19 protein-coding genes are annotated in these 21,163 nt (G+C 63.9%); 3 read left to right on the top strand and 16 right to left on the bottom strand.

Features of this window, described 5'->3' with window-relative positions; genetic code table 11:
• Positions 1 to 107 precede the first annotated feature (107 nt).
• Entirely contained in the window at positions 108 to 752 is a 645-nt protein-coding gene (gene crp, locus ABE456_RS09875) for a cAMP-activated global transcriptional regulator CRP (protein WP_346643730.1), read from the top strand.
• Here crp and ABE456_RS09870 read toward each other — a convergent pair.
• From ABE456_RS09870 to ABE456_RS09855, 4 genes are all read right to left on the bottom strand, one after another.
• On the bottom strand, positions 749 to 1,453 hold the full coding sequence (locus ABE456_RS09870; RefSeq protein WP_346643729.1) for a lipoate--protein ligase family protein: 705 nt from the start codon (positions 1,451 to 1,453) through the stop codon (positions 749 to 751). The genes crp and ABE456_RS09870 overlap by 4 nt on opposite strands.
• Before the next feature lie 167 nt (positions 1,454 to 1,620).
• Positions 1,621 to 2,454, bottom strand: a complete 834-nt coding sequence (gene trpC / locus ABE456_RS09865; protein WP_346643728.1) for an indole-3-glycerol phosphate synthase TrpC — start codon at positions 2,452 to 2,454, stop codon at positions 1,621 to 1,623.
• On the bottom strand, positions 2,451 to 3,500 hold the full coding sequence (trpD, locus tag ABE456_RS09860; RefSeq protein ID WP_346643727.1) for an anthranilate phosphoribosyltransferase: 1,050 nt from the start codon (positions 3,498 to 3,500) through the stop codon (positions 2,451 to 2,453). The genes trpC and trpD overlap by 4 nt, the downstream gene beginning before the upstream one ends.
• A 9-nt stretch (positions 3,501 to 3,509) precedes the next feature.
• Positions 3,510 to 4,103 (bottom strand): aminodeoxychorismate/anthranilate synthase component II, encoded by a 594-nt coding sequence (locus ABE456_RS09855; protein ID WP_003259809.1) that lies wholly within the window; start codon positions 4,101 to 4,103, stop codon positions 3,510 to 3,512.
• A gap of 368 nt (positions 4,104 to 4,471) precedes the next feature.
• Here ABE456_RS09855 and estP point away from each other — a divergent pair, with 368 nt between their 5' ends.
• The gene (estP, locus tag ABE456_RS09850; protein ID WP_346643726.1) at positions 4,472 to 6,352 is read left to right on the top strand and encodes an esterase EstP; all 1,881 of its coding nucleotides are present in this window, start codon (positions 4,472 to 4,474) and stop codon (positions 6,350 to 6,352) included.
• Positions 6,353 to 6,485: 133 nt separating this feature from the next.
• Here estP and trpE read toward each other — a convergent pair whose 3' ends face one another.
• From trpE to ABE456_RS09805, 9 genes are all read right to left on the bottom strand, one after another.
• On the bottom strand, positions 6,486 to 7,967 hold the full coding sequence (trpE, locus tag ABE456_RS09845; RefSeq protein WP_346643725.1) for an anthranilate synthase component I: 1,482 nt from the start codon (positions 7,965 to 7,967) through the stop codon (positions 6,486 to 6,488).
• A 69-nt stretch (positions 7,968 to 8,036) separates the two neighbouring features.
• The gene (locus tag ABE456_RS09840; RefSeq protein WP_346643724.1) at positions 8,037 to 8,855 is read right to left on the bottom strand and encodes a phosphoglycolate phosphatase; all 819 of its coding nucleotides are present in this window, start codon (positions 8,853 to 8,855) and stop codon (positions 8,037 to 8,039) included.
• On the bottom strand, positions 8,852 to 9,526 hold the full coding sequence (gene rpe / locus ABE456_RS09835) for a ribulose-phosphate 3-epimerase (RefSeq protein WP_027917448.1): 675 nt from the start codon (positions 9,524 to 9,526) through the stop codon (positions 8,852 to 8,854). The genes ABE456_RS09840 and rpe overlap by 4 nt, the downstream gene beginning before the upstream one ends.
• Positions 9,527 to 9,724: 198 nt before the next feature.
• Complete coding sequence (locus ABE456_RS09830) at positions 9,725 to 10,552, bottom strand: ABC transporter permease (RefSeq protein ID WP_346643723.1); 828 nt, start codon at positions 10,550 to 10,552, stop codon at positions 9,725 to 9,727.
• Positions 10,553 to 10,563: 11 nt separating this feature from the next.
• Positions 10,564 to 11,811 (bottom strand): ABC transporter permease, encoded by a 1,248-nt coding sequence (locus ABE456_RS09825; protein ID WP_346643722.1) that lies wholly within the window; start codon positions 11,809 to 11,811, stop codon positions 10,564 to 10,566.
• A gap of 146 nt (positions 11,812 to 11,957) precedes the next feature.
• Positions 11,958 to 12,992: an ABC transporter substrate-binding protein gene (locus ABE456_RS09820; protein ID WP_346643721.1), complete on the bottom strand. Its 1,035-nt coding sequence runs from the start codon at positions 12,990 to 12,992 to the stop codon at positions 11,958 to 11,960.
• A 40-nt stretch (positions 12,993 to 13,032) separates the two neighbouring features.
• Entirely contained in the window at positions 13,033 to 14,157 is a 1,125-nt protein-coding gene (locus ABE456_RS09815; RefSeq protein ID WP_346643720.1) for an ABC transporter ATP-binding protein, read from the bottom strand.
• A 297-nt stretch (positions 14,158 to 14,454) separates the two neighbouring features.
• On the bottom strand, positions 14,455 to 15,084 hold the full coding sequence (locus tag ABE456_RS09810; protein WP_025337467.1) for a response regulator transcription factor: 630 nt from the start codon (positions 15,082 to 15,084) through the stop codon (positions 14,455 to 14,457).
• A 10-nt stretch (positions 15,085 to 15,094) separates the two neighbouring features.
• Positions 15,095 to 17,482 carry a transporter substrate-binding domain-containing protein gene (locus ABE456_RS09805; RefSeq protein ID WP_346643719.1) on the bottom strand — a complete coding sequence of 796 codons (2,388 nt, stop codon included), beginning with the start codon at positions 17,480 to 17,482 and terminating at the stop codon, positions 15,095 to 15,097.
• A 95-nt stretch (positions 17,483 to 17,577) separates the two neighbouring features.
• On the opposite strand from ABE456_RS09805, the gene ABE456_RS09800 reads away from it, so the two are divergent.
• On the top strand, positions 17,578 to 18,582 hold the full coding sequence (locus ABE456_RS09800) for an alpha/beta hydrolase family protein (RefSeq protein WP_346643718.1): 1,005 nt from the start codon (positions 17,578 to 17,580) through the stop codon (positions 18,580 to 18,582).
• A gap of 107 nt (positions 18,583 to 18,689) precedes the next feature.
• Here the strand turns inward: ABE456_RS09800 and ABE456_RS09795 are convergent, their stop codons facing one another.
• The 3 genes from ABE456_RS09795 to ABE456_RS09785 are packed head-to-tail and all read right to left on the bottom strand — an operon-like array spanning position 18,690 to position 21,146.
• Positions 18,690 to 19,457 (bottom strand): TerB family tellurite resistance protein, encoded by a 768-nt coding sequence (locus ABE456_RS09795; protein WP_346643737.1) that lies wholly within the window; start codon positions 19,455 to 19,457, stop codon positions 18,690 to 18,692.
• Between the two features lies 1 nt (position 19,458).
• Positions 19,459 to 20,130 carry an N-acetylmuramate alpha-1-phosphate uridylyltransferase MurU gene (gene murU, locus ABE456_RS09790; protein ID WP_346643717.1) on the bottom strand — a complete coding sequence of 224 codons (672 nt, stop codon included), beginning with the start codon at positions 20,128 to 20,130 and terminating at the stop codon, positions 19,459 to 19,461.
• Entirely contained in the window at positions 20,127 to 21,146 is a 1,020-nt protein-coding gene (locus ABE456_RS09785; RefSeq protein WP_346643716.1) for a phosphotransferase, read from the bottom strand. The genes murU and ABE456_RS09785 overlap by 4 nt, the downstream gene beginning before the upstream one ends.
• Between the last annotated feature and the right edge of the window lie 17 nt (positions 21,147 to 21,163).

Raw genomic sequence — 21,163 nt, 5'->3', positions numbered from 1 at the left:
ACCGAAACATCCTGTAGTGTCTGATAAGCTGGCGCCAAATGACTGGCGCATGCTGCCAGCCAACCTCTATAAAAGAGCCTATGCGTCGTATCGAACAGGATTTCGTGATGGTTGCCTCCGCCCTACCCGCCAAGATCAAGAACATCGACAAGCTGCTGGCGCATTGCCAGCGCCGCCGCTACACCGCCAAAAGCAACATCATCTGCGCCGGTGACCGGGCCGAGACACTGTCGTTCATCATCAAGGGTTCGGTAACTATCCTGATCGAGGACGACGACGGCCACGAAATGATCATCGCCTACCTCAACAATGGCGATTTCTTTGGCGAGCTGGGCTTGTTCGAGCCGGTTGACGGTGAGCAGCAGCGCAGCGCCTGGGTGCGTGCCAAGACCGAATGCGAAGTGGCTGAAATCAGCTACGAGAAATTTCGCGAACTGGCGCGCCAGGACCCGGAGATCCTCTACGCCTTGGGCAGCCAGATGGCCCAGCGCCTGCGCAACACCACGCGCAAGGTTGGCGACCTGGCGTTCTTCGATGTAACCGGGCGGGTTGCTCGTTGCCTGCTGGAGCTGTGCAAGCAACCCGATGCCATGACCCACCCCGACGGCATGCAGATCAAGATCACCCGTCAGGAAATCGGCCGAATCGTCGGCTGCTCGCGCGAAATGGTCGGCCGCGTCCTCAAGGACCTCGAGGAGCGCAGCCTGGTGCAGGTCAAAGGCAAGACCATGGTGGTCTACGGTACCCGCTAGTCCTTGGGCAGGTCGGACAGCACCTTGGCATAGGCCTGCGACAGGCGCTCGAACCAGGGCGCCGCAGGCGCCACTTCGTGCAGGGCAATATGCGCATCGGCGCGGCAGCGTTGCTCAAGCTCGCAGCACTCGTTGAAACGGTTGACCGCCGCCACCATCGACTGACGTTCGTTGTCCAGCAGCAACGCACCGTGCACCAGCACCACCGGGCGCTTGCCGCCCAGCCCCTGGCGCCAGCGCTGGGCGGTGCCGACCAGTTTGCGGCCATTGAGGTTGACGTTGTAGCGGCCATCGCAGAAGGCCCCGTCAATTTCCCCCACCGACGCCACCCCGCCCCACTCGCGCAGTACATCGCACAGCGGCAGGCACAGGCGCTCGTAGGCATTTTCGATGCGGCCATGATCGCCTTCGCTGCGCGGCGCGGCGTAGACCAGCGCAACGTTCACGGTGGCATGCGATTGCGGCACCGGCTCGCCGCCAGTTTCGCGCAACAGCACTGGCCAGCCGGCGATTGCCAGTTCCGCGCAGGCGGCTTCGAAGTTGTCCAGGCGGCTCATGCGCCTGGGCATGACCAGGGCATGGTCGGTCGGGCGCCAGAACAGCACGCCACTCTCGCGTTCGCCGCGGCAGACGGCGGCGAGCAATTCCTGTTCGGCGTGCAGGCCTTGCTCTACGGTCAGGGCCAGGGGTTGATCGGTCATTGATCCACCTATGATGTTGGTTTCACCGGCCTCTTCGCGGGTAAACCCGCTCCCACAGGTACAGCGCAACCTTGAAGACTGTGGGCTCCCTGTGGGAGCGGGTTTACCCGCGAAAAGTCCAGAACAGGCATACAAAAAAGCCGGCAAAAACGCCGGCTTCGTTTCGATCAGTCCAATTGCTGAACAGTCTTCTTCACCTGTTCCGGGAAGAACAACCGCTGCAGCTCCAGCCCAGGCTGCTCGGCGCGCATGAACGCCTCACCCACCAGGAACGAGTAAACCTCGTTGATCGCCATCAGCTCCACATCAGCCCGGTTGAGAATGCCACTCTCGGTAATTGCCAGGCGATCACGCGGAATGCGCGGCAACAGGTCGAGGGTGGTTTCCAGGCTGACCTCGAAGGTGTGCAGGTTACGGTTGTTCACCCCCACCAGCGGCGTATCGAGGGTTTTCAGCGCACGCTCCAGCTCATCGCCATCGTGCACTTCCACCAACACATCGAGGCCGACATCCTTGGCAGTGGCGGCCAGTTCGGCCATCTTCACGTCATCCAGCGCCGACACGATCAACAGCACGCAGTCCGCACCCAGGGCCCGGGCTTCGACGATCTGGTAAGGGTCGACCATGAAGTCTTTGCGGATCACCGGCAGCGAAACCGCCGCACGGGCCTGCTGCAGGTACTCATCGGCACCCTGGAAGTAATCGACATCGGTCAGCACCGACAGGCAGGTAGCGCCGCCCTTCTCGTAGCTGACGGCGATTTCCGCCGGTACGAAGTTTTCTCGGATCACGCCCTTGCTTGGCGAAGCCTTCTTGATTTCGGCAATCACCGCAGGCTGCTTGCGCTTGGCCTGCTCGATCAGTGCATTGGCGAAGCCTCGCGGGGCATCGGCGGCCTTGGCCAGGCGCTCCAGCTCGGCGAGGCTAACGCGCGCACTGCGCTCGGCCACTTCCTGGAACTTGCGGGCAATGATCCTTTCCAGCACCGTCGGCACACTCATGCTTCGTTCTCCACCTTGAATACTGCAGTAAAGGCACCCAGCTCCTGCAGCTTTTCCCAGGCCAGGCCGGTGTGCAGTACGTCGTGGGCCAGTTCCACACCGGCCTTCAGGCTCATGGCGTGGTCAGCGGCATAAAGCGCCGCACCCGCGTTGAGCACAATCATTTCGGCGGCCTTCTGGCCGTTTTCGGTCTTGCGTCGGCCCAGCGCATCGCGGATCAGCTCCAGCGACGCCTGCGGGTTCTCGACGGCCAGGCCATGCAGGCTCTGGCTCTTCATGCCGAGGTCTTCTGGCTCTACCCAGTATTCAGTGATTTCGTCGTTTTTCAGTTCGGCAACGAAGGTAGGTGCAGCCAGGCTGAACTCATCCAGGCCGTCTTTCGAGTGCACCACCAGCACATGCTTGCTGCCCAGGCGCTGTAGCACCTCGGCCAACGGGCGGCACAAGGCCTGGGCAAACACGCCAACTACCTGATGCTTCACCCCAGCCGGATTCGTAAGCGGGCCGAGCATGTTGAACAGGGTACGCAGGCCCAGGTCGCGACGCGGGCCGGCAGCATGCTTCATGGCCGAGTGGTGGCTTTGCGCGAACATGAAGCCTATCCCTAAGCTGTCGATGCAACGGGCAACCTGGACCGGCGTCAGGTTCAGGTAGATGCCGGCGGCCTCCAGCAAATCGGCACTGCCGCTCTTGCCCGACACGGCGCGGTTACCGTGCTTGGCCACGGTGCAGCCCGCTGCCGCCAGCACGAACGAAGACGCGGTGGACACGTTGAAGATGTTGGCGCCATCACCACCGGTACCGACGATATCGACCACGCCATCGAGGCTTTTCAGCTCGACCTTGTCGGCCAGCTCACGCATCACCGACACCGCACCCACGATCTCGTCGATGCTTTCGCTCTTCATGCGCATGCCCATCAGGAAGGCGCCGATCTGAGCCTCGCTGCACTGGCCGGTCATGATCTGGCGCATGACATCGCGCATTTCTTCGGTGGAAAGGTCCAGTTGGCCGACGATACGGCTCAACGCGCTCTTGATATCCATGTTCGATCCTTAGCGGCGGCCGCCGGTCTGCTTGAGGAAATTGGCGAACAGCTCGTGGCCCTGCTCGGTCAGGATCGATTCGGGGTGGAACTGCACCCCTTCGATATTCAGCGTTTTATGGCGCAGGCCCATGATCTCATCGACCGAACCGTCAGCATGGGCGGTCCAGGCGGTCACTTCCAGGCACTCGGGCAAGGTTTCGCGCTTTACTACCAGCGAGTGGTAACGGGTCACCGTCAGCGGGTTGTTGAGGCCGGCAAACACGCCCAGGTCACGGTGATGTACCGGGCTGGTTTTGCCGTGCATCACCTGGCGCGCACGTACCACGTCACCGCCAAAGGCCTGGCCGATGGACTGGTGGCCCAGGCATACGCCGAGGATTGGCAGCTTGCCAGCAAAATGCAGGATGGCCTCGATGGACACGCCCGCCTCACTCGGCGTGCACGGGCCTGGGGATACGACGATGCGCTCGGGGTTGAGGGCTTCGATCTGGGCGATGGTCATTTCGTCATTGCGAATGACCTTGACCTCGGCACCCAGCTCGCCAAGGTACTGAACGACGTTGTAAGTGAATGAGTCGTAATTGTCGATCATCAGTAACATCGTGTTAAACCTCTTGAACTTACTGACTTCAAATTCGAACCTTCCTGCTCCTGCCGCGGGCGCAGCTTGGCCTTGTAAAGGGCGGTAGACAGGAAGGCAAACGGGGGCGGGCCGGACAGGCCGGCAGGGGATAAAGTCAGGCGCGCCAACGCCAACGGGCGTGGGCCTTGATTACGCGCATCAAGAGTTTGCTGACGATCAACACAGGATAGGTCTCGCTCATACGTCCCGGCACAGTAGCCTACCGGGGCGGCGGGCGCAATATGCCCGTAAACACGGGGAAACGAATGGACTTGGGAGGGATGCCCTGCGATTTGCTAAGGTCGATCGGGTTGTCCTGATAAAAACAATGAAAAGGATGTTCCCAGATGCGAAAAGCACCGTTATTGCGCTTTACCCTTGCCACATTGGCAATGGCCTGCAGCCAGGCTTTCGCCGCCCCTTCGCCCTACTCCAGCATGATCGTGTTTGGCGACAGCCTCAGCGATGCCGGGCAGTTTGGCGGAGCGCGCTTCACCAACCGCGATGCCAATGGCAACTATGCCCCGGTTTCGCCAATGATCCTGGGTGGGCGACTGGGTGTGAACCCTACCGAGCTTGGCCCTTCCACCTCCCCCGTCAATCCGGCCTTGGGGATTCCCGACGGTAATAACTGGGCAGTCGGCGGCTACACCACCCAGCAGATCCTCGATTCGATCACCAGCACTTCCGAAACGGTCATCCCGCCTGGACGCCCCGGCGCCGGGCAGGTACTACGGGAAAAACCGGGCTACCTGGCCAACGGCCTGCGCGCCGACCCCAACGCGCTGTACTACCTGACCGGTGGCGGCAACGACTTCCTGCAAGGCCTGGTAAACAGCCCGGCCGATGCCGTCGCCGCAGGTGCCCGCCTGGCCGCCAGCGCCCAGGCCCTGCAACAAGGTGGCGCACGCTACATCATGGTCTGGCTGCTGCCCGACCTCGGCCAAACCCCGAATTTCAGCGGCACGCCACAACAGAATCCGCTGTCATTGCTGTCGGGGGCGTTCAACCAGTCGCTGCTCAGCCAGTTGGGGCAAATCGATGCGGAGATCATTCCGCTGAACATCCCCGTGCTGCTCAGCGAGGCATTGGCCAGCCCCAGCCAGTTCGGCCTGGCCACTGGCCAGAACCTGGTCGGCACCTGCTACAGCGGCGAAGGCTGCGTGGAAAACCCGGTGTACGGCATTAACGGCACCACACCCGACCCAACCAAGCTGCTGTTCAACGACTCGGTGCACCCAACCATCGCTGGCCAGCAGCTGATTGCCGATTACGCCTACTCGATTCTCTCCGCCCCATGGGAACTGACCCTGCTACCGGAAATGGCCCACGCCAGCCTGCGCGCCCACCAGGACGAGCTGCGCAACCAGTGGCAGACGCCCTGGCAAGCAGTCGGCCAGTGGCAGGCCTTTGCCGCCACCGGCGCCCAGGACTTGGACTTCGACGGCCAGCGCAGCGCCGCCAGTGGCGATGGCCGCGGCTACAACCTGACCGTGGGCGGCAGTTACCGCCTGAACGACGCCTGGCGCCTGGGCCTGGCCGGCGGTGTGTACCAGCAGAAGCTGGAAGCCGGCGCACAGGACTCGGACTACAAGCTCGACAGTTACCTGGCCAGCGCCTTCGCCCAATATCGCCAGGATCGCTGGTGGGGCGATGCCGCGCTGACTGCCGGGCACCTGGACTACAGCGACCTAAAGCGCACCTTCGCCCTTGGCGTGAACGACCGCAGCGAAAAGGGCGACACCGATGGTGAGGCCTGGGCGATGTCGGGTCGGTTGGGCTACAACCTGGCGACCGAGAGCAGCAGCTGGCAGCTGGCACCGTTCATCAGCGCCGACTATGCACGGGTGAAGGTGGATGGCTACGACGAGAAGAGTGGGCGCTCGACGGCACTGGGCTTCGATGACCAGGAACGCACCTCACGCCGTTTGGGCGTGGGGCTGCTGGGCAGCGTGCAGGTGCTGCCGAGTACCCGGCTGTTCGCCGAGGTGGCGCAGGAGCATGAGTTTGAGGACGACCAGCAGGATGTGACCATGCACCTGACCAGCTTGCCGGCGAATGACTTCACCCTGACCGGGTATACGCCGCATAGCGACCTGACCAGGGCCAGCCTGGGGGTGAGCCATGAAGTCGTGGCGGGGGTGCATTTGCGCGGGAACTACAACTGGCGCAAGAGTGATGAGCTGACGCAGCAGGGGGTGAGTCTGGGGGTTAGCGTCGACTTCTAGATTGCCGGGGCCGCTTTGCGGCCCATTCGCGGGTAAACCCGCTCCCACAGGATCAGCACAGTTTTCGAATCCTGCACCGTACCTGTGGGAGCGGGTTTACCCGCGAATGGGCTGCGTAGCAGCCCCAATCGGTCTATTTGGCGGAAGTCTGCTCAGCCAACGCCACCGCGCGGAACATCGCCCGGCGCTTGTTGATGGTTTCTTCCCACTCCAGCGCCGGCACCGAGTCGGCCACGATGCCGCCCCCGGCCTGCACATGCAGCTCACCGTCCTTGATCACGGCGGTACGGATGGCAATCGCGGTATCCATGTTGCCGTTCCAGGCGAAATACCCCACGGCCCCACCGTAAACCCCACGCTTGACCGGTTCCAGCTCGTCGATGATTTCCATCGCACGAATCTTCGGTGCCCCCGACAGGGTACCGGCCGGCAGGATCGCCCGCAGTGCATCCATTGCCGTCAGCCCTTCACGCAGCTGGCCGGTGACGTTGGACACAATGTGCATCACGTTGGAATAACGCTCGATCACCATCTTCTCGGTCAGGCGCACGCTGCCAGTCGACGACACGCGGCCCACGTCGTTGCGGCCCAGGTCGATCAGCATCAGGTGCTCGGCAATTTCCTTGTCGTCCGACAGCAGGTCGTCTTCCAGCGCGCGGTCAGCCTCTTCGGTCGCGCCACGCGGGCGGGTACCGGCAATCGGGCGCACGGTAACCAGGTTGTCCTCGACACGTACCAGCACCTCGGGCGAGCTGCCGACCACGTGGAAGTCGCCAAAGTTGAAGAAGTACATGTATGGCGTCGGGTTGAAGCAACGCAACGCGCGGTACAAGTCGATCGGCGCAGCCTTGAAGTCGATCGACATACGCTGCGACGGCACCACCTGCATGCAATCGCCCGCCAGGATGTACTCCTTCACGGTGTCGACTGCACGCTCGTAATCTTCCTGGGTAAAGCTTGAGCGGAATGCTGGCTCTGCAGCCATCGGGCCGCTCAGGTCCAGGCCCCGGCGTGGGGTGATGGGCTGGCGCAGGGTTTCCAGCAGGCCCTGCAGGCGTGCCTGGCCCTGTTCGAAAGCCTGTTCTTCAGCCGGGTCGACCAACACGATGGCGTGCATCTTGCCCGCCAGGTTGTCGAACACCACCACCGCGTCGGACACCATCAGCAGGATATCCGGCACGCCCAGCGGGTCCGGGTTGGGGCAGGCGCCCAGGCGCTTTTCCACATAGCGCACGCAGTCGTAGCCGAAATAGCCGACCAGGCCGCCATTGAAGCGCGGCAGGCCGGGGATGTCGGCAACCTTGTAACGGTCCTTGAAGGTCTCGACGAAGGCCAGCGGGTCTTCGACATCGTGGCTTTCTACCTCGACGCCATCCTGCAGGATGCTGACGTGGTAGCCGTGCACACGCATCACAGTGCGCGACGGCAGGCCGATCATCGAGTAACGGCCCCACTTCTCGCCGCCCTGCACCGATTCGAGCAGGTACGAGTTGGCCTGGTCAGCCAGTTTCAGGTAGATCGACAGCGGCGTGTCGAAGTCGGCCAGGGTTTCGCAGGCCAGGGGAATGCGGTTGTAGCCGGCAGCGGCCAGGCGCAGGAATTCTTCGCGGTTCATGAGTAGCCTCGTGGCAAGCAGCAATAGGTCAGGCAAACGGACGGGCCGGCACGCGCCGGCAGGCAGAAGTCAGGCGCGCCAACGCCAACGGGCCAAGGCCTTGATGACTTTCATCCAGAATTTGCCAGTAACCGCCACGGTGGACTCTCTGTCTTGTGAGGCTTGAAGATCCGCCAACGTTATCCCAGTGGCCAGGTCTGCGCAACCGGGCAGCAATGCGCGCAGGTCGTCGATCACCAGGCTGGGGGATTCGTCGTGGATCGGCCGGCCGTGGTTGTAACCGTAGGTCAGCCCCACGCACTGCACGCCGGCCGCCTTGGCCGCCAGCACGTCACTGCGCGAATCGCCGACGAACAGCGACTGTTGCGGGGTAACGCCGGCCATCTGCATGACGAACAGCAGTGCTGCCGGGTCGGGTTTTTTCTGCGGCAGGGTGTCACCGCCGATGATCCAGCGGAAGTAGCGGCCGATCTTCATCTGGTCCAGCAAGGGGGCGACGAAGCGTTCAGGCTTATTGGTGATCAGCGCCATTTCCACACCCTGCTTCTGCAGCCAGCGCAGGGTGTCTTTCACACCGGGGTAGACCACGGTGAGCTCATGGCTTTCGGCATAGGCGTCCATGAACAGCGCCAGCGCCTGCTCGGCCAGCGCATCGTCCACGGTAGCGTGGTCGATGCCCCCGGCCAGTGCCCGGCGCACCAGCACCTGGGCGCCATTGCCGACCCAGTGGCGTACCGCCTCAAGGCCGGCGGGCGGGCGCCCCAGTTCGAGCAGCATGCGGTCCACAGCGGCGGCCAGGTCTGGCACGGAATCGATCAGGGTACCGTCCAGATCGAACATCACCAGCCTGGGCAGCGTCCCCGGGAACAGCTGCTCGAAGCCACTCATGGGCGGGCCTGGGCCAGTTCGGCGCGCATCTTGGCGATGACTTCCTGGTAGTCCGGGGCGTTGAAGATCGCCGAGCCGGCCACGAAGGTATCGGCGCCAGCGGCAGCGATCTCGCGGATGTTGTTGACGTTGACGCCGCCGTCGATCTCCAGGCGGATGTCACGGCCACTGGCATCGATCAGCGCACGCGCCTCGCGCAGCTTGTCGAGGGTGCCGGGGATGAACTTCTGCCCGCCGAAGCCTGGGTTGACGCTCATCAGCAGCACCATGTCGACCTTGTCCATCACGTATTTCAGGGCGTCCAGGCTCGTGGCCGGGTTGAACACCAGGCCAGCCTTGCAGCCACCGTCCTTGATTAGCTGCAGCGAGCGGTCGATGTGCTGCGAAGCTTCCGGGTGGAAGGTGATGTAGGTGGCGCCGGCTTCGATGAAGTCGCCGATGATGCGGTCGACCGGGCTGACCATCAGGTGCACGTCGATCGGTGCGGTAACGCCATACTTGCGCAGGGCGGTGCACACCATCGGGCCGATGGTCAGGTTGGGTACGTAGTGGTTGTCCATGACATCGAAGTGGACGATGTCGGCACCCGCAGCCAATACCTTGTCGACGTCCTCACCCAGGCGGGCAAAGTCGGCGGAGAGGATGGAGGGGGCAATAGCGTAGGGCTGCATGGCGCACCTGTTGGCAGAATCACGGTGGCGCGCATTGTAACCCAGGGAAAGGGATGAGGGCTGATTGGTATCAATGGGTGTCGACCAGTTGTTGCAACCTGCGCTGGCCTCTTCGCGGCTGAAGCCGCTCCTACAGGGACCGCATAACCCTGCGGGAGCGGCTTTAGCCGCGAAGAGGCCGGTACAGACAGCCCATCATCAGGCAGGCTGTTGGGTTCTCAGCTTCTCGCTACGCCCGCGCAACCACTCCAGGGTCAGCAGCAAGATCACCGAGAAGGCAATCAGCAAGGTCGCCGCCGCCGCAATGGTCGGGCTCAGGTTCTCGCGAATACCACTGAACATCTGCCGCGGCAGGGTCGCCTGCTCCGGCCCGGCCAGGAACAGTGTCACCACCACTTCATCGAACGAGGTAGCAAAGGCGAACAGCGCCCCCGAGATCACCCCAGGCGCGATCAGCGGCAGGGTTACCCGGCGGAAGGTCAGCAGCGGCGAGGCACCCAGGCTGGCCGCCGCGCGCACCAGGTTGTAGTTGAAGCCCTGCAGCGTCGCCGACACGGTAATGATGACGAACGGCACACCCAGCACCGCGTGCACCAGAATCAGCGAAGTGAAGCTGTTACCCATGCCCAACGGGGCGAAGAACAGGTAGCTGGCCACACCGATGATCACCACCGGCACCACCATCGGTGAGATCACCAGCGCCATCACCAGCGACTTGCCGGGGAAATCGCCACGGGTCAGGCCAATGGCCGCCAGGGTACCGAACACCATGGCCAGCACCGTGGCCGCCGGGGCGACGATGATGCTGTTCTTCAAGGCCCGCATCCACTCGGCCGAACCGAAGAAGTCCTGGTACCACTGCAGCGATAAGCCCTGCAGCGGGTACACAAGGAAGCTGCCACTGTTGAACGAAAGCGGCACGATCACCAGCACCGGCAAGATCAGGAACAGCAGGATCAAGCCGCAAAGAATGCGCAGGCTGTAGAACCACACCCGCTCCACGGGCGACATGTAAGGGCTCAGCATGACAAGGCTCCTCAGCTCAGGCGCAGGCGGCTGGCGCCGACCAGCCAGCTATAGATCAGGTACAGCAGCACGGTCGCCAGCAGCAACAGCCCGCCCAGTGCGGTGGCCATGCCCCAGTTGATGCTGGTGTTGGTATAGAAGGCAACGAAGTAGCTGACCATCTGGTCGTTCGGGCTACCCAGCAATGCCGGGGTGATGTAGTAGCCGATGGCCAGGATGAACACCAGCAGGCAGCCGGCGCCAACACCGGCGTAGGTCTGCGGGAAGTACACCCGCCAGAAGCTGGCGAACGGGTGGCAGCCCAGCGAGATCGCAGCACGCATGTAGCTGGGCGAAATGCCCTTCATCACGCTGTACAGCGGCAGGATCATGAACGGCAGCAGGATGTGCACCATCGAGATGTACACGCCGGTGCGGTTGAACACCAGCTCCAGCGGCTGGTCGATGATGCCCATGGCCATTAGCGCGCTGTTGATCAGGCCACCCGACTGCAGCAGCACGATCCACGCCGCCACCCGCACCAGGATCGAAGTCCAGAACGGCAGCAGCACCAGGATCATCAATAAGTTGCTCTGCCGGGTCGGCAGGTTGGCCAGCAGGTAGGCCAGCGGGTAGGCCAGCACCAGGCAGATGGCGGTAATCACCACACCCATCCACAGGGTGCGGGCAAAGATATCCAGGTAAATGGCCTGGTCCGGGGTGGCCTTGGCCAGTTCGCCAAGGTCATCGATACGGTGGTCTAAAGAGGCCAGCAGGTAGAACGAGGTCACCGTACTGGTGTTGCGGCGGATCGCCTGCCAGTAGGCCGGGTCGCCCCAACGCTCGTCGAGGGTTTGCATGGCGTCTTTATAGGAAGCGGGTTCGCTCTTGAACGGCAGCGCCCGCGCGGTCTTGGCCAACAGGCTACGGTAGCCGGCCAGCTCCATGTTCAGGCGCTTGGACAGGTCGCCCAGGGTCTGGTTCTTGCGCGATTCGGCCAGGTCCTGGCTCAGCGCCTTGTACACGTCCTCGCCGGGTAGGCTCTTGCCATCCCACTGGCTGATGACTTCGACCGTACGCGGCAGGCCGCCGACCACTTCCGGGTTGCCGACGCTCTTGTACAGCAGCGCCGCGATCGGCACCAGGAACACCAGCAGGAGAAACAGCGCCAACGGCGCGATCAACGCCTGCGCCTTCCAGCGGTTGACCCGCTCGGCGTGCTTGAGGCGCTGCTTGAGACTTGGACCTGCGCCTTCGTTGAGGGGCACTGCAATGGCCATGGCGAACTCCGCGATACGAACTGAAATTGGGGCTGCTGCGCAGCCCATCGCCGGCAAGCCAGCTCCCACACCTCAGGGTATGTGCGGTCCCTGTAGGCGCTGGCTCGCCTGCGATGGGCCGCAAAGCGGCCCCCTGCACTGGTCGCTTACTTCTTCGCCGCCCAGGCGTTGAAGCGTTGCTCCAGCTGCTCGCTGTTGTCGGCCCAGAAGGCCACGTCGATCTGCACCTGGTTGGCGATGTTCTCAGGCGTGGTCGGCATATCCTTCTTCACCGCGTCCGACAGCAGGCTCACGGCCTTGGAGTTGGCCGGGCCGTAGGCGATGTTCTCGGAGTAGGTCTTCTGCTGTTCGGGCTGCACGCTGAAAGCGATGAATTTCTTCGCCGCGTCGGCATCCTTGGCCCCTTTCGGGATGGCCCAGGCATCGAAGTCGTAGATGCCGCCGTTCCACACCACCTTGAGGTTGCTCTCTTTCTGCACTGCGGCGATGCGGCCGTTGTAGGCCGAGCTCATGACCACGTCACCCGAAGCCAGGTACTGCGGCGGTTGAGCGCCAGCTTCCCACCACTGGATGCTTGGCTTGAGTTCGTCGAGCTTCTTGAAGGCGCGGTCCACGCCCTCTTTGGTACCCAGCACCTGGTACACGTCCTTCGGCGCCACGCCATCGGCCATCAGGGCGAACTCCAGGGTGTACTTGGCGCCTTTGCGCAAGCCGCGCTTGCCCGGGAATTTCTTGGTGTCCCAGAAATCAGCCCAACTGGTCGGGGCGGTCTTCAGCTTGTCGGCGTTGTAGGCCAGCACCGTGGACCAGACGAAGAAGCCCACGCCGCACGGCTGGATGGCACCTGGCACGTAGTCGGCCTCGTTGCCGAACAGGGCTGGGTCGAGCTCTTCAAACATGCCCTCATCGCAACCGCGCGCCAGCTCTGGGGATTCGACCTCTACCAGGTTCCACGACACGCTCTTGGTGTCGACCATCGCCTTGACCTTGGCCATTTCGCCGTTGTACTCACCGGCGACGATCTTGCCGTTACCCGCCTTCTCCCATGGCTCGTAGAACGCCTTGACCTGAGCAGCCTTGTTGGCACCGCCGAACGAGATCACGGTGAGGTCTGCGGCCATGGCCTGGCCAGCGGCGAACAGCCCCAGGGCCAGGGCGGTCAGTTTCAACTGCTTGCGCATTATTATTCTCTCCACAGTACAGGGTTGGTGAAGCAATCCATCATTGGGCTTCGGCAATCGGATCGAGCGCGCGGGCGTGCTCCACCTCCCAGCCCAGCGGTACCACATCGCCCACGGCCAGGGCCGGGTCGAGCTCGGCAATCGGCTGTTTCACGAAGAAGTCGCCTTTGCCGCAAACCTCCAGGCGCACCCGTACGTGGTCGCCCAGGTAAATGAATTCGGCCACCCGGCCAGAGAAGCGGTTGACGCAACTTTCGCTGTGGCCATTCAGCCGTACGCGCTCCGGGCGGATCGACAGGGTTACCGGCTCGCCGGCCTGGCCGACATTTACCGCCAGTGCCTCAACCCGCTCGCCGCGCGGCAACTGCACCTGGCAGCGCTTGCCATCGCTGGCCAACAGGGTGCCGTTGATGCGGTTGTTCTCACCGATGAAGTTGGCGACGAAGGTATTGCAGGGTTCTTCGTACAGCGTGCGCGGGTCGGCGATCTGCTGGATCTCGCCCTGGTGGAACACCGCCACGCGGTCGGACATGGTCAGCGCTTCGCCCTGGTCGTGGGTCACGTACACCACGGTCACACCCAGGCGCTGGTGGATGTGCTTGATCTCCATCTGCATATGTTCACGCAGCTGCTTGTCCAGTGCGCCCAGCGGTTCGTCCATCAGCACCAGCTGCGGCTCGAACACCAATGCCCGGGCCAGTGCCACCCGCTGCTGCTGGCCACCCGACAGCTGGCCGGGGTAGCGCTTGGCGAAGGCATCGAGCTGGACCATGTTCAGTACGCGCTTCACCCGCTCGCTGATGTCGGTTTTGCTCAGGTTGCGTACGGTCAGCGGGAAGGCCAGGTTCTCGGCCACGGTCATGTGCGGGAACAGCGCGTAGTTCTGGAACACCATGCCGATGTCGCGCTTGTGCGGCGGCACGTTGTTGATCGAGCGCCCGGCCAGCTGGATTTCACCGGCAGTGGGGGTTTCGAAGCCGGCCAGCATCATCAGGCTGGTGGTCTTGCCCGAGCCCGACGGGCCAAGCAGGGTGAGGAACTCGCCCTTGCGGATTTCCAGGTTGAGGTCTTTGACGATCAGCGACTCGCCGTCGTAGCTCTTCTGCACACCACGGAAGCTGACCAGCGTTTCGCTGGTAGCAGCGTTCGACTTCGCCTCGCTCATGCCTGCACCTTTTTGTTGGATGACTGCGTAGGCAAAAGAGTAGAAGAGGCGCAAGCGCCCGGAAATCGGGGGTGCTGAGAGAATGCCATCATCCGGATGGAAGATTTGTTGTAGGGATTGCCCTACAAGGATGGCGGATTTGGAATACCCACCTCAGACCTGCTGCGCCCCCTGTGGGAGCGGGCTCACCCGCGAAGAGACCGGTCCAGGCACCGCACATGGCAGGCCTGGCCCTTTCGCGGGTGAACCCGCTCCCACAGGAAACGCATTACACGCGGCGGGAAGTGCATGTCGCAATCAGACCAGCTTGTGCTCCATGGCGTACTTCACCAACTCCGCCAGCGAGTTCACCTTCAGCTTCTGCATCAGCCGCGCCTTGTGGGTGCTGATGGTCTTGCTCGACAGCGCCAACTGCTGGGCGATGTCGTTGACATTGGCGCCCTGCGCCAGGCGCTCGAACACCGAAAACTCCCGCTCCGACAGCAGCGTGTGCAATGGCCGGGACTCGGTCAGGCCCACTTCGAACACCATGCGGTCGGCCAGCGCCGGGTCGATGTAGCGCCCGCCCGCGGCCACCCGGCGAATGGCGGTCAGCAACAGTGCCGGGTCACTGTCCTTAGTGGCATAGCCCGCCGCCCCGGCCTTCAGCGCCCGCGCCGCCATCTGCGCTTCATCGTGCATCGATAACATCAGGATCGCCGGCGCATCATGCAGCGCACGGATCCGCGGGATCGCCTCCAGGCCATTCACGCCCGGCATCGAGATATCCAGCAGCACCACCTCGCAGGGCGTGTGGCGCAGGGTTTCCAGCAACTGCTCGCCATTACCGGCCTCCCCCGCCACCTGCATGTCCTTGGCCAGGCCAATCAACTGCTTGATGCCTTCACGGACAATGGTGTGGTCTTCGGCCACCAGCACTCGAATCACGCTCGCTCTCCTACTCCAACGGAATGGCCACGCTCAGGCTGGTGCCCTCGCCCGGTTGACTGTCCAGCGCCATGCTGCCACCCAGCATCAGCACCCGCTCACGCACCCCCACCAGACCAAATGACGTAGGCCGGGTCTGCTCACGGCAAAAACCCTGGCCGTCATCGCTGACGGTCATGCGCAATTGCCCGTCCTCGCGCACCAGTTCGATCTCCACGCTATGCGCCTGGGCGTGGCGCATCACGTTGGTCAGCGCTTCCTGCAGGATACGAAACAACCCAGTGGCCTTGGCATCGCTCAATGCTGGCAGATTTTCCGGTACTTGTACCAGGCAGGGGATTTGCGTGCGCGCCTCGAAGCGCCGCGCCTGCCACTCGATGGCCGAGGCAATTCCGGCATCGAGAATCGGCGGGCGCAAGGCGGTGGCCACGTCGCGCACAAGCTGGAACAACTGGGCAATCAGCCGCTTCATGCTGGCCAGGCGTTCGTTCAGGCCCGGGTCCAGCTCGGCAAAGGCCAGCTCGCACATCGACACCTCCAGCTTGAGCACGGTCAGCATCTGCCCCAGCTCGTCGTGCACCTCCCGGGCAATACGGGCCTTTTCTTCTTCACGCACGCTTTCCAGGTGGGCCGACAGTTCGCGCAGCTGCTCCTGGGATTTCGCCAGTGCCAGTTCGGCCCGCTTGCCCTGGGTGATATCCCACACCACGCCGTCCCACACTACCTGGCCATTGCCCAGGCGTCGGGTACTGGCCTTGATGTCGGCCCAGCGCTGTTCGCCCTGGCGGGTAAGGATGCGCCCCTGCCAGGACCAGTCCTGGTCGCTGGCCAGGGCCAGGTCCTGCACGCGGTGGTAGTCGGCGCGGTCCTCGGGGTGTACAAGGTTGCGCAGGCCCATCTGCGGGTGCTGGATTTCACTGGGCGCATAGCCCACCAAGGCCTCGCTACCCTCGCTGATGTAGGGGAACTCAAGGTCGCCCTCGGCCGGGTCGCGCTCCAGGCGGAACACCAGCCCCGGCACATTGCCAGCTATGCCCTTGAGCCGCGCCTCGCTTTCGCGCAGGGCCGCCAGGGCGCGGTGGCGCTCGGTGACATCGGCGAGGTAGACCACCAGGTATTCGGAATCACGAAAACGCAGAAAACTCAGCGACAGTTCCACCGGCAGCAGGCTGTGGTCGGCCCGCTGGCACTGGGTTTCGAACTGGCCGACACCACCCGCCCCGGTGCGCGCGCCCTTCCACAGTTCCAGCCAGCGGTCCATGCTCAGGCTGGGCTCGAAGTCGCTCAGCGGCCGCTCCAGCAACGCGCCTTCGGCGTAACCCAACATGCGCTCGGCGGCGTGGTTGGCGTAGCGCACATGGCTGTCCCAGTTGACCCACAGGATGCCCACCGTGCTCTGGTCGATGGCGAACTGGCTCAGGCGCAGCGCCTCTTCACGCACTTGCCGCTCCACTAGGCTTTCCCGCGTGGCCAGCAGGCTGCGCTCCAGCTGGCGCTGCTGCCGACGCTGCCACACCAGGGTGGCCAGGGCGCACAACAACAGCATGCCGAACAGCAAGGCGAGGTTCTGCCAGAAGCCGGGCGACTCGCTAAGGCGTGGGTATTTAGGCTGCAACCAGCGCTGGTGCAGTTGCTCCAGCTCCTTGGCCGGCAGCGCCTGCAAGCCACGCTCAAGCACATCGGCCAGCTGCGGCCAGTCGCGCCGCGAGCCAATGCGCAGCAGCTGCGGCAGGCCGATATCGCCGACCACCGCCAACTCACCGAACTCGCTCTCGCGTGACAGGCGGCTGAGCTGCGCTTCATCCAGCACCGCGAAACTGGCCTGGCCAGCCACCACCAGTTGCAGGGCTTCGCGCTCGTTTGGCACCCCCTGCAGGTTGAGGTTGCCATAGTTGCCGCGAAGGTAGTCGGCCAGCTGGCTGGGCATGCGCACCGCCACTCGCTGCTCGGCTTCGAGCTTCTCCAGCTCCACCGCCATGGCGCCGGTGCGCGGCCCCACCACCAGCTGCGGCACGCGCATGTACGGGTCGCTGAACAACCACAGGCGCAGGCTGGCCGGCGTCTGGGTCAGGCCGGGGGCGAAGTCGATTTCCCCTGCCTGCAGGGCATGTTCCAGGCTGGCCTGGTCGGCAAAATTGCGCCAGGTAAGGTCCAGCCGTAGCACCTGCGCCAGGCTGTTCACCAGCTCTACGTTGGCCCCGTAAAGCTGCTGCAAGCGCCGGTCGAACTGAGCGTAGGGTGCCTGCAGCACCAGGCCGACGCGCAGGCTGCGATGGGTATCCAGCCACTGCTGCTGCGCAGGTTCCAGCACCACAGAGGGCACCGCCTCAGGCCGGGCCAATGCAATCAAGGGCAGCCACAAGCAGCCGATAACCAACAGGCGACACACTCGCTTCATCTAGACGCTCGTCTTGGCAAACGCGGCCATGCAGCATGGCCGTCACGGGCAAATACCATTAGGCTGCCGGTATCATTCTGGCCCCGGGTTGACTCATGTCCACACTTTATCGCACGACGCTGGCAATGTGCTGCCTGGCCTCGATCCTTCCACTCGGCGCCCTGGCCGCCGATGCCGAACAACCACCCACCACCACCGCAGCACCTGCAGCCCAAGCCCAAGCCCCGCGCCCGCCGCTACTGGAACGTAGCCAGGAAGATGCCCAGGCACTCGAACGGCTGGTGCCCAAGGCCGAGCAGCAGACCCTGCAGGCCGGTGCCGACAGCTTCCTGGCCCTGTGGAAGCCGGCCAACGACAGCGACCCGCAAGGGGCGGTCATCATCGTCCCCGGTGCCGGCGAAACGGCCGACTGGCCAAATGCCGTCGGCCCGCTGCGGCAGAAGTTCCCTGATATCGGCTGGCACAGCCTGAGCATCAGCCTGCCCGACCTGCTCGCCGACAGCCCGCAGGCGCGGGTCGAGGCCAAGCCAGCTGCCGAGCCGGAGAAGGACAAGGGCGAAAGCGCACCGGCCAAGGGCGTACCGGCCGATGCCAATGCCAACGTCGCCCAAGCCACTGCGGCCGATGCCGACACTGCGGAAAGTACCGACGCCGAACAGGCCAGCGAACAGACCGACCCGGCCGATGCCGAGCGCATTTTCGCCCGCCTGGATGCCGCAGTGGCCTTTGCCCAGCAGCACAACGCTCGCAGCATCGTGCTGATCGGCCATGGCAGCGGTGCGTATTGGGCGGCGCGCTACCTGAGCGAGAAACAGCCACCGCAGGTGCAAAAACTGGTGATGGTGGCCGCGCAGACACCGGCGCGGGTGGAACATGACCTGGAAAGCCTGGCGCCGACCTTGAAGGTGCCGACAGCCGACATCTACTACGCCACCCGCAGCGGCGACCGCAACGCAGCCGAGCAACGCCTGCAGGCCAGCAAACGGCAGAAGGACAGCCAGTACCGGCAGTTGTCGCTGATTGCCATGCCGGGGAACAAGGCGGCCGAACAGGAGCAGTTGTTCCGCCGGGTGCGGGGGTGGATGAGCCCTCAAGGGTAAGGTTTATCATGACGGCCCTATCGCCGGCAAGCCAGCTCCCACAGGGGCCCCACAGTGTTATGGACCTGTACATTACCTGTGGGAGCTGGCTTGCCGGCGATGAGGCGCTACATGCCCCGCCGCTTGCGGATCATGGCATAGGCCTGGTGCAACTCGCGGGTGCGCTCGGTCGCTTCACGCAGCTGCGCCTCGCTGGCCCCCGTGCCCGCCAGCTTGTCCGGGTGGTGCCGGCTGACCAGTCGCCGATACGCCTGCTTGACCTTGTCGCCATCGGTGTCCGCCTCGACCGCCAGCAGCCGCAACGCCGCCGCATAGGTCATGGGCACGTCTCGCGCCCCCGCGGCCTTGCGCGGTTCGTACTCCAGCGACATGGCCTGCACCTGGCGCCGGCTCATGCCCAGTTTCTGCCCCCAGTCCAGCAGCAGCTCTCGCTCCTTGTTACCCATCTTGCCGTCAGCCCAGACCATGCGCCAACAGGCACGCAAGGTGCCTTCCGCCGCATGCGGCTGCTGGCGAATACGCCGCAGGTGCCCGCCAAGCCGGTCCTTGCCCGCCTTGCCGCGGTTGAACGCATTGATCGCACGCAGCCGGGCCGCCTCGGCCAAGTCCAGGCGCACCATTTCCTGACGCGCCTGCTGGATATGCTGCTCGGCCACCCGGCCATCACACTTGGCCAGGCGCCCGAGCATCACGAACAGCAACTCGTCGTCACCCAAGGCCGGGCGACCACCCAGGCGTTCGCGCATGTCTTCCCAGCCTTCCAAGCGCAGACGGCGGTCCATGGCTTGCCCAAGCAATGCACCGAGCAAAGCGCCCGGAATGCTGGCCACGGCAAAGCCGGCACCCACACCAATCAGCGTGCCTGGCCACCACATGTCAGGCGCGCTCGCCAAGCAAACGCTCGGCCTCGGCCAAGCGCTCGAGCGTGCCAACATCCACCCAGTGGCCACGGTAGTGCTCGCCACTGACCTTGCCGGCCGCCATGGCCTGGCGCAGCAGCGGTGCCAGCTTGAAGGCACCGGCCTGGCAACCTTCGAACAGCGCCGGGTGCAGTACCGAAAGGCCACTGAAGGTCAGCGTGCCTGGCGCGTCGTCACCATCGACCACCTGGCCGCCCACCAGGCGGAAGTCACCGCGGCCGTGATGGCCAGGGTTGTCGACCAGTACCAGGTGAGCCAGGCCTTGCAGGGGGGCCTGCAGGCGTGCGAAGTCATAGTCGGTCCAGACATCGCCGTTAACCAGCAGGAACGGCGCATCACCCAGCAATGGCAAGGCCTTGAAGATACCGCCACCGGTCTCCAGCGGCTCACCTTCAGGTGAATAGCGGATGCTCAGGCCGAAGCGGCTGCCATCGCCCAGGTGGTCCTCGATCTGCTGGCCGAGCCAGGCGTGGTTGATCACCACCTCGGTAACGCCCGCTGCCGCCAGGGCACGCAAGTGGTACTCGATCAGCGGTTGGCCAGCGACCGGGACCAACGGTTTGGGGGTGTGCAGGGTCAGCGGGCGCATGCGCTCGCCTTTGCCCGCTGCCAGGATCATTGCCTTCATGCACGCGCTCCGGCCTGCAACTCGGCAATCAGCTCACCCAGCTCCGCCAATTCGGGCCTGCGGCTGATCACTTCTTCTATATAGGCGAAGAAGCGCGGCACGTCGCCCAGGTAGCGAGGTTTGCCGTCACGGTGGCAGATACGGGCGAAGATGCCGATCACCTTCAGGTGGCGCTGCACGCCCATCAGGTCGCTGGCGCGCTGGAAGGCTTCGAAATCAGGCTGCACCGGGATGCCGGCCGCCTGCGCCTTCTGCCAGTAGTCGCGCAACCAGCCTTCGACCCGCGCCTGCGGCCAGCTGAGGAAGGCGTCCTTGAACAGGCAGGTGATGTCGTAGGTGACCGGGCCGTACACCGCATCCTGGAAGTCCAGCACGCCAGGGTTGGGGGTGCTCTGCATCAGGTTGCGCGGCATGTAGTCGCGGTGCACCAGCACCTTGGGCTGGGCCAGGGCGCTGTCGATCAGCAGCTGGCTGACGCGCTGCCAGGTGGCTTTCTGGCTATCGCTGAAGGCCAGGCCAAGTTCTCGCCCTACATACCACTCGGGGAACAGTTCGACCTCGCGGCGCAGCAGGGCGTCGTCGTAGTTGGGCAACCGGGCGTCCATCGGCAGGCGCTGGAACTTCAGCAGCGCGTCGATGGCGTCGGCGAACAGGCCGTCAGCGTTGTCGGCATTAATGATATCAAGGTATGTCTGATGGCCCAGGTCACCCAGCAGCAGGAAGCCGCGTTCCAGGTCCTGGGCGTGGATCAGTGGCACATGCACGTCGGCGCTGGCCAGCAGGTGGTCGATGGCGACGAATGGTCGGCAGTTCTCCTGCGGGGGCGGTGCATCCATGATCACGAAGCTGTGGCCGGCGCCCTGCCAGCGGAAATAACGGCGGAAGCTGGCATCGCTGCTGGCCGCGGTCAGGCTGCCTGCCGGCACTTCGCCCCAGGCGTTTTCCAGGAAAAGATCATTGAGCTGCTCAGCGAGCCAGACCATCAGTTGTTGCAGGCGTACATCGTGTTCAGGCATTACAAGGGTCTCCGACG

This window comes from Pseudomonas sp. TWI929, from assembly GCF_039673335.1.
Lineage (GTDB): Bacteria > Pseudomonadota > Gammaproteobacteria > Pseudomonadales > Pseudomonadaceae > Aquipseudomonas.
This window is presented reverse-complemented; position numbering and strand designations above follow the sequence as displayed.

Bases quoted from the DNA above. Each gene is read 5' to 3' on its own strand.
- crp (WP_346643730.1), top strand. From the start codon at position 108: ATGGTTGCCTCCGCCCTACCCGCCAAGATCAAGAACATCGACAAGCTG.
- ABE456_RS09870 (WP_346643729.1), bottom strand. From the start codon at position 1,453: ATGACCGATCAACCCCTGGCCCTGACCGTAGAGCAAGGCCTGCACGCC.
- trpC (WP_346643728.1), bottom strand. From the start codon at position 2,454: ATGAGTGTGCCGACGGTGCTGGAAAGGATCATTGCCCGCAAGTTCCAG.
- trpD (WP_346643727.1), bottom strand. From the start codon at position 3,500: ATGGATATCAAGAGCGCGTTGAGCCGTATCGTCGGCCAACTGGACCTT.
- ABE456_RS09855 (WP_003259809.1), bottom strand. From the start codon at position 4,103: ATGTTACTGATGATCGACAATTACGACTCATTCACTTACAACGTCGTT.
- estP (WP_346643726.1), top strand. From the start codon at position 4,472: ATGCGAAAAGCACCGTTATTGCGCTTTACCCTTGCCACATTGGCAATG.
- trpE (WP_346643725.1), bottom strand. From the start codon at position 7,967: ATGAACCGCGAAGAATTCCTGCGCCTGGCCGCTGCCGGCTACAACCGC.
- ABE456_RS09840 (WP_346643724.1), bottom strand. From the start codon at position 8,855: ATGAGTGGCTTCGAGCAGCTGTTCCCGGGGACGCTGCCCAGGCTGGTG.
- rpe (WP_027917448.1), bottom strand. From the start codon at position 9,526: ATGCAGCCCTACGCTATTGCCCCCTCCATCCTCTCCGCCGACTTTGCC.
- ABE456_RS09830 (WP_346643723.1), bottom strand. From the start codon at position 10,552: ATGCTGAGCCCTTACATGTCGCCCGTGGAGCGGGTGTGGTTCTACAGC.
- ABE456_RS09825 (WP_346643722.1), bottom strand. From the start codon at position 11,811: ATGGCCATTGCAGTGCCCCTCAACGAAGGCGCAGGTCCAAGTCTCAAG.
- ABE456_RS09820 (WP_346643721.1), bottom strand. From the start codon at position 12,992: ATGCGCAAGCAGTTGAAACTGACCGCCCTGGCCCTGGGGCTGTTCGCC.
- ABE456_RS09815 (WP_346643720.1), bottom strand. From the start codon at position 14,157: ATGAGCGAGGCGAAGTCGAACGCTGCTACCAGCGAAACGCTGGTCAGC.
- ABE456_RS09805 (WP_346643719.1), bottom strand. From the start codon at position 17,482: ATGAAGCGAGTGTGTCGCCTGTTGGTTATCGGCTGCTTGTGGCTGCCC.
- ABE456_RS09800 (WP_346643718.1), top strand. From the start codon at position 17,578: ATGTCCACACTTTATCGCACGACGCTGGCAATGTGCTGCCTGGCCTCG.
- ABE456_RS09795 (WP_346643737.1), bottom strand. From the start codon at position 19,457: ATGTGGTGGCCAGGCACGCTGATTGGTGTGGGTGCCGGCTTTGCCGTG.
- murU (WP_346643717.1), bottom strand. From the start codon at position 20,130: ATGAAGGCAATGATCCTGGCAGCGGGCAAAGGCGAGCGCATGCGCCCG.
- ABE456_RS09785 (WP_346643716.1), bottom strand. From the start codon at position 21,146: ATGCCTGAACACGATGTACGCCTGCAACAACTGATGGTCTGGCTCGCT.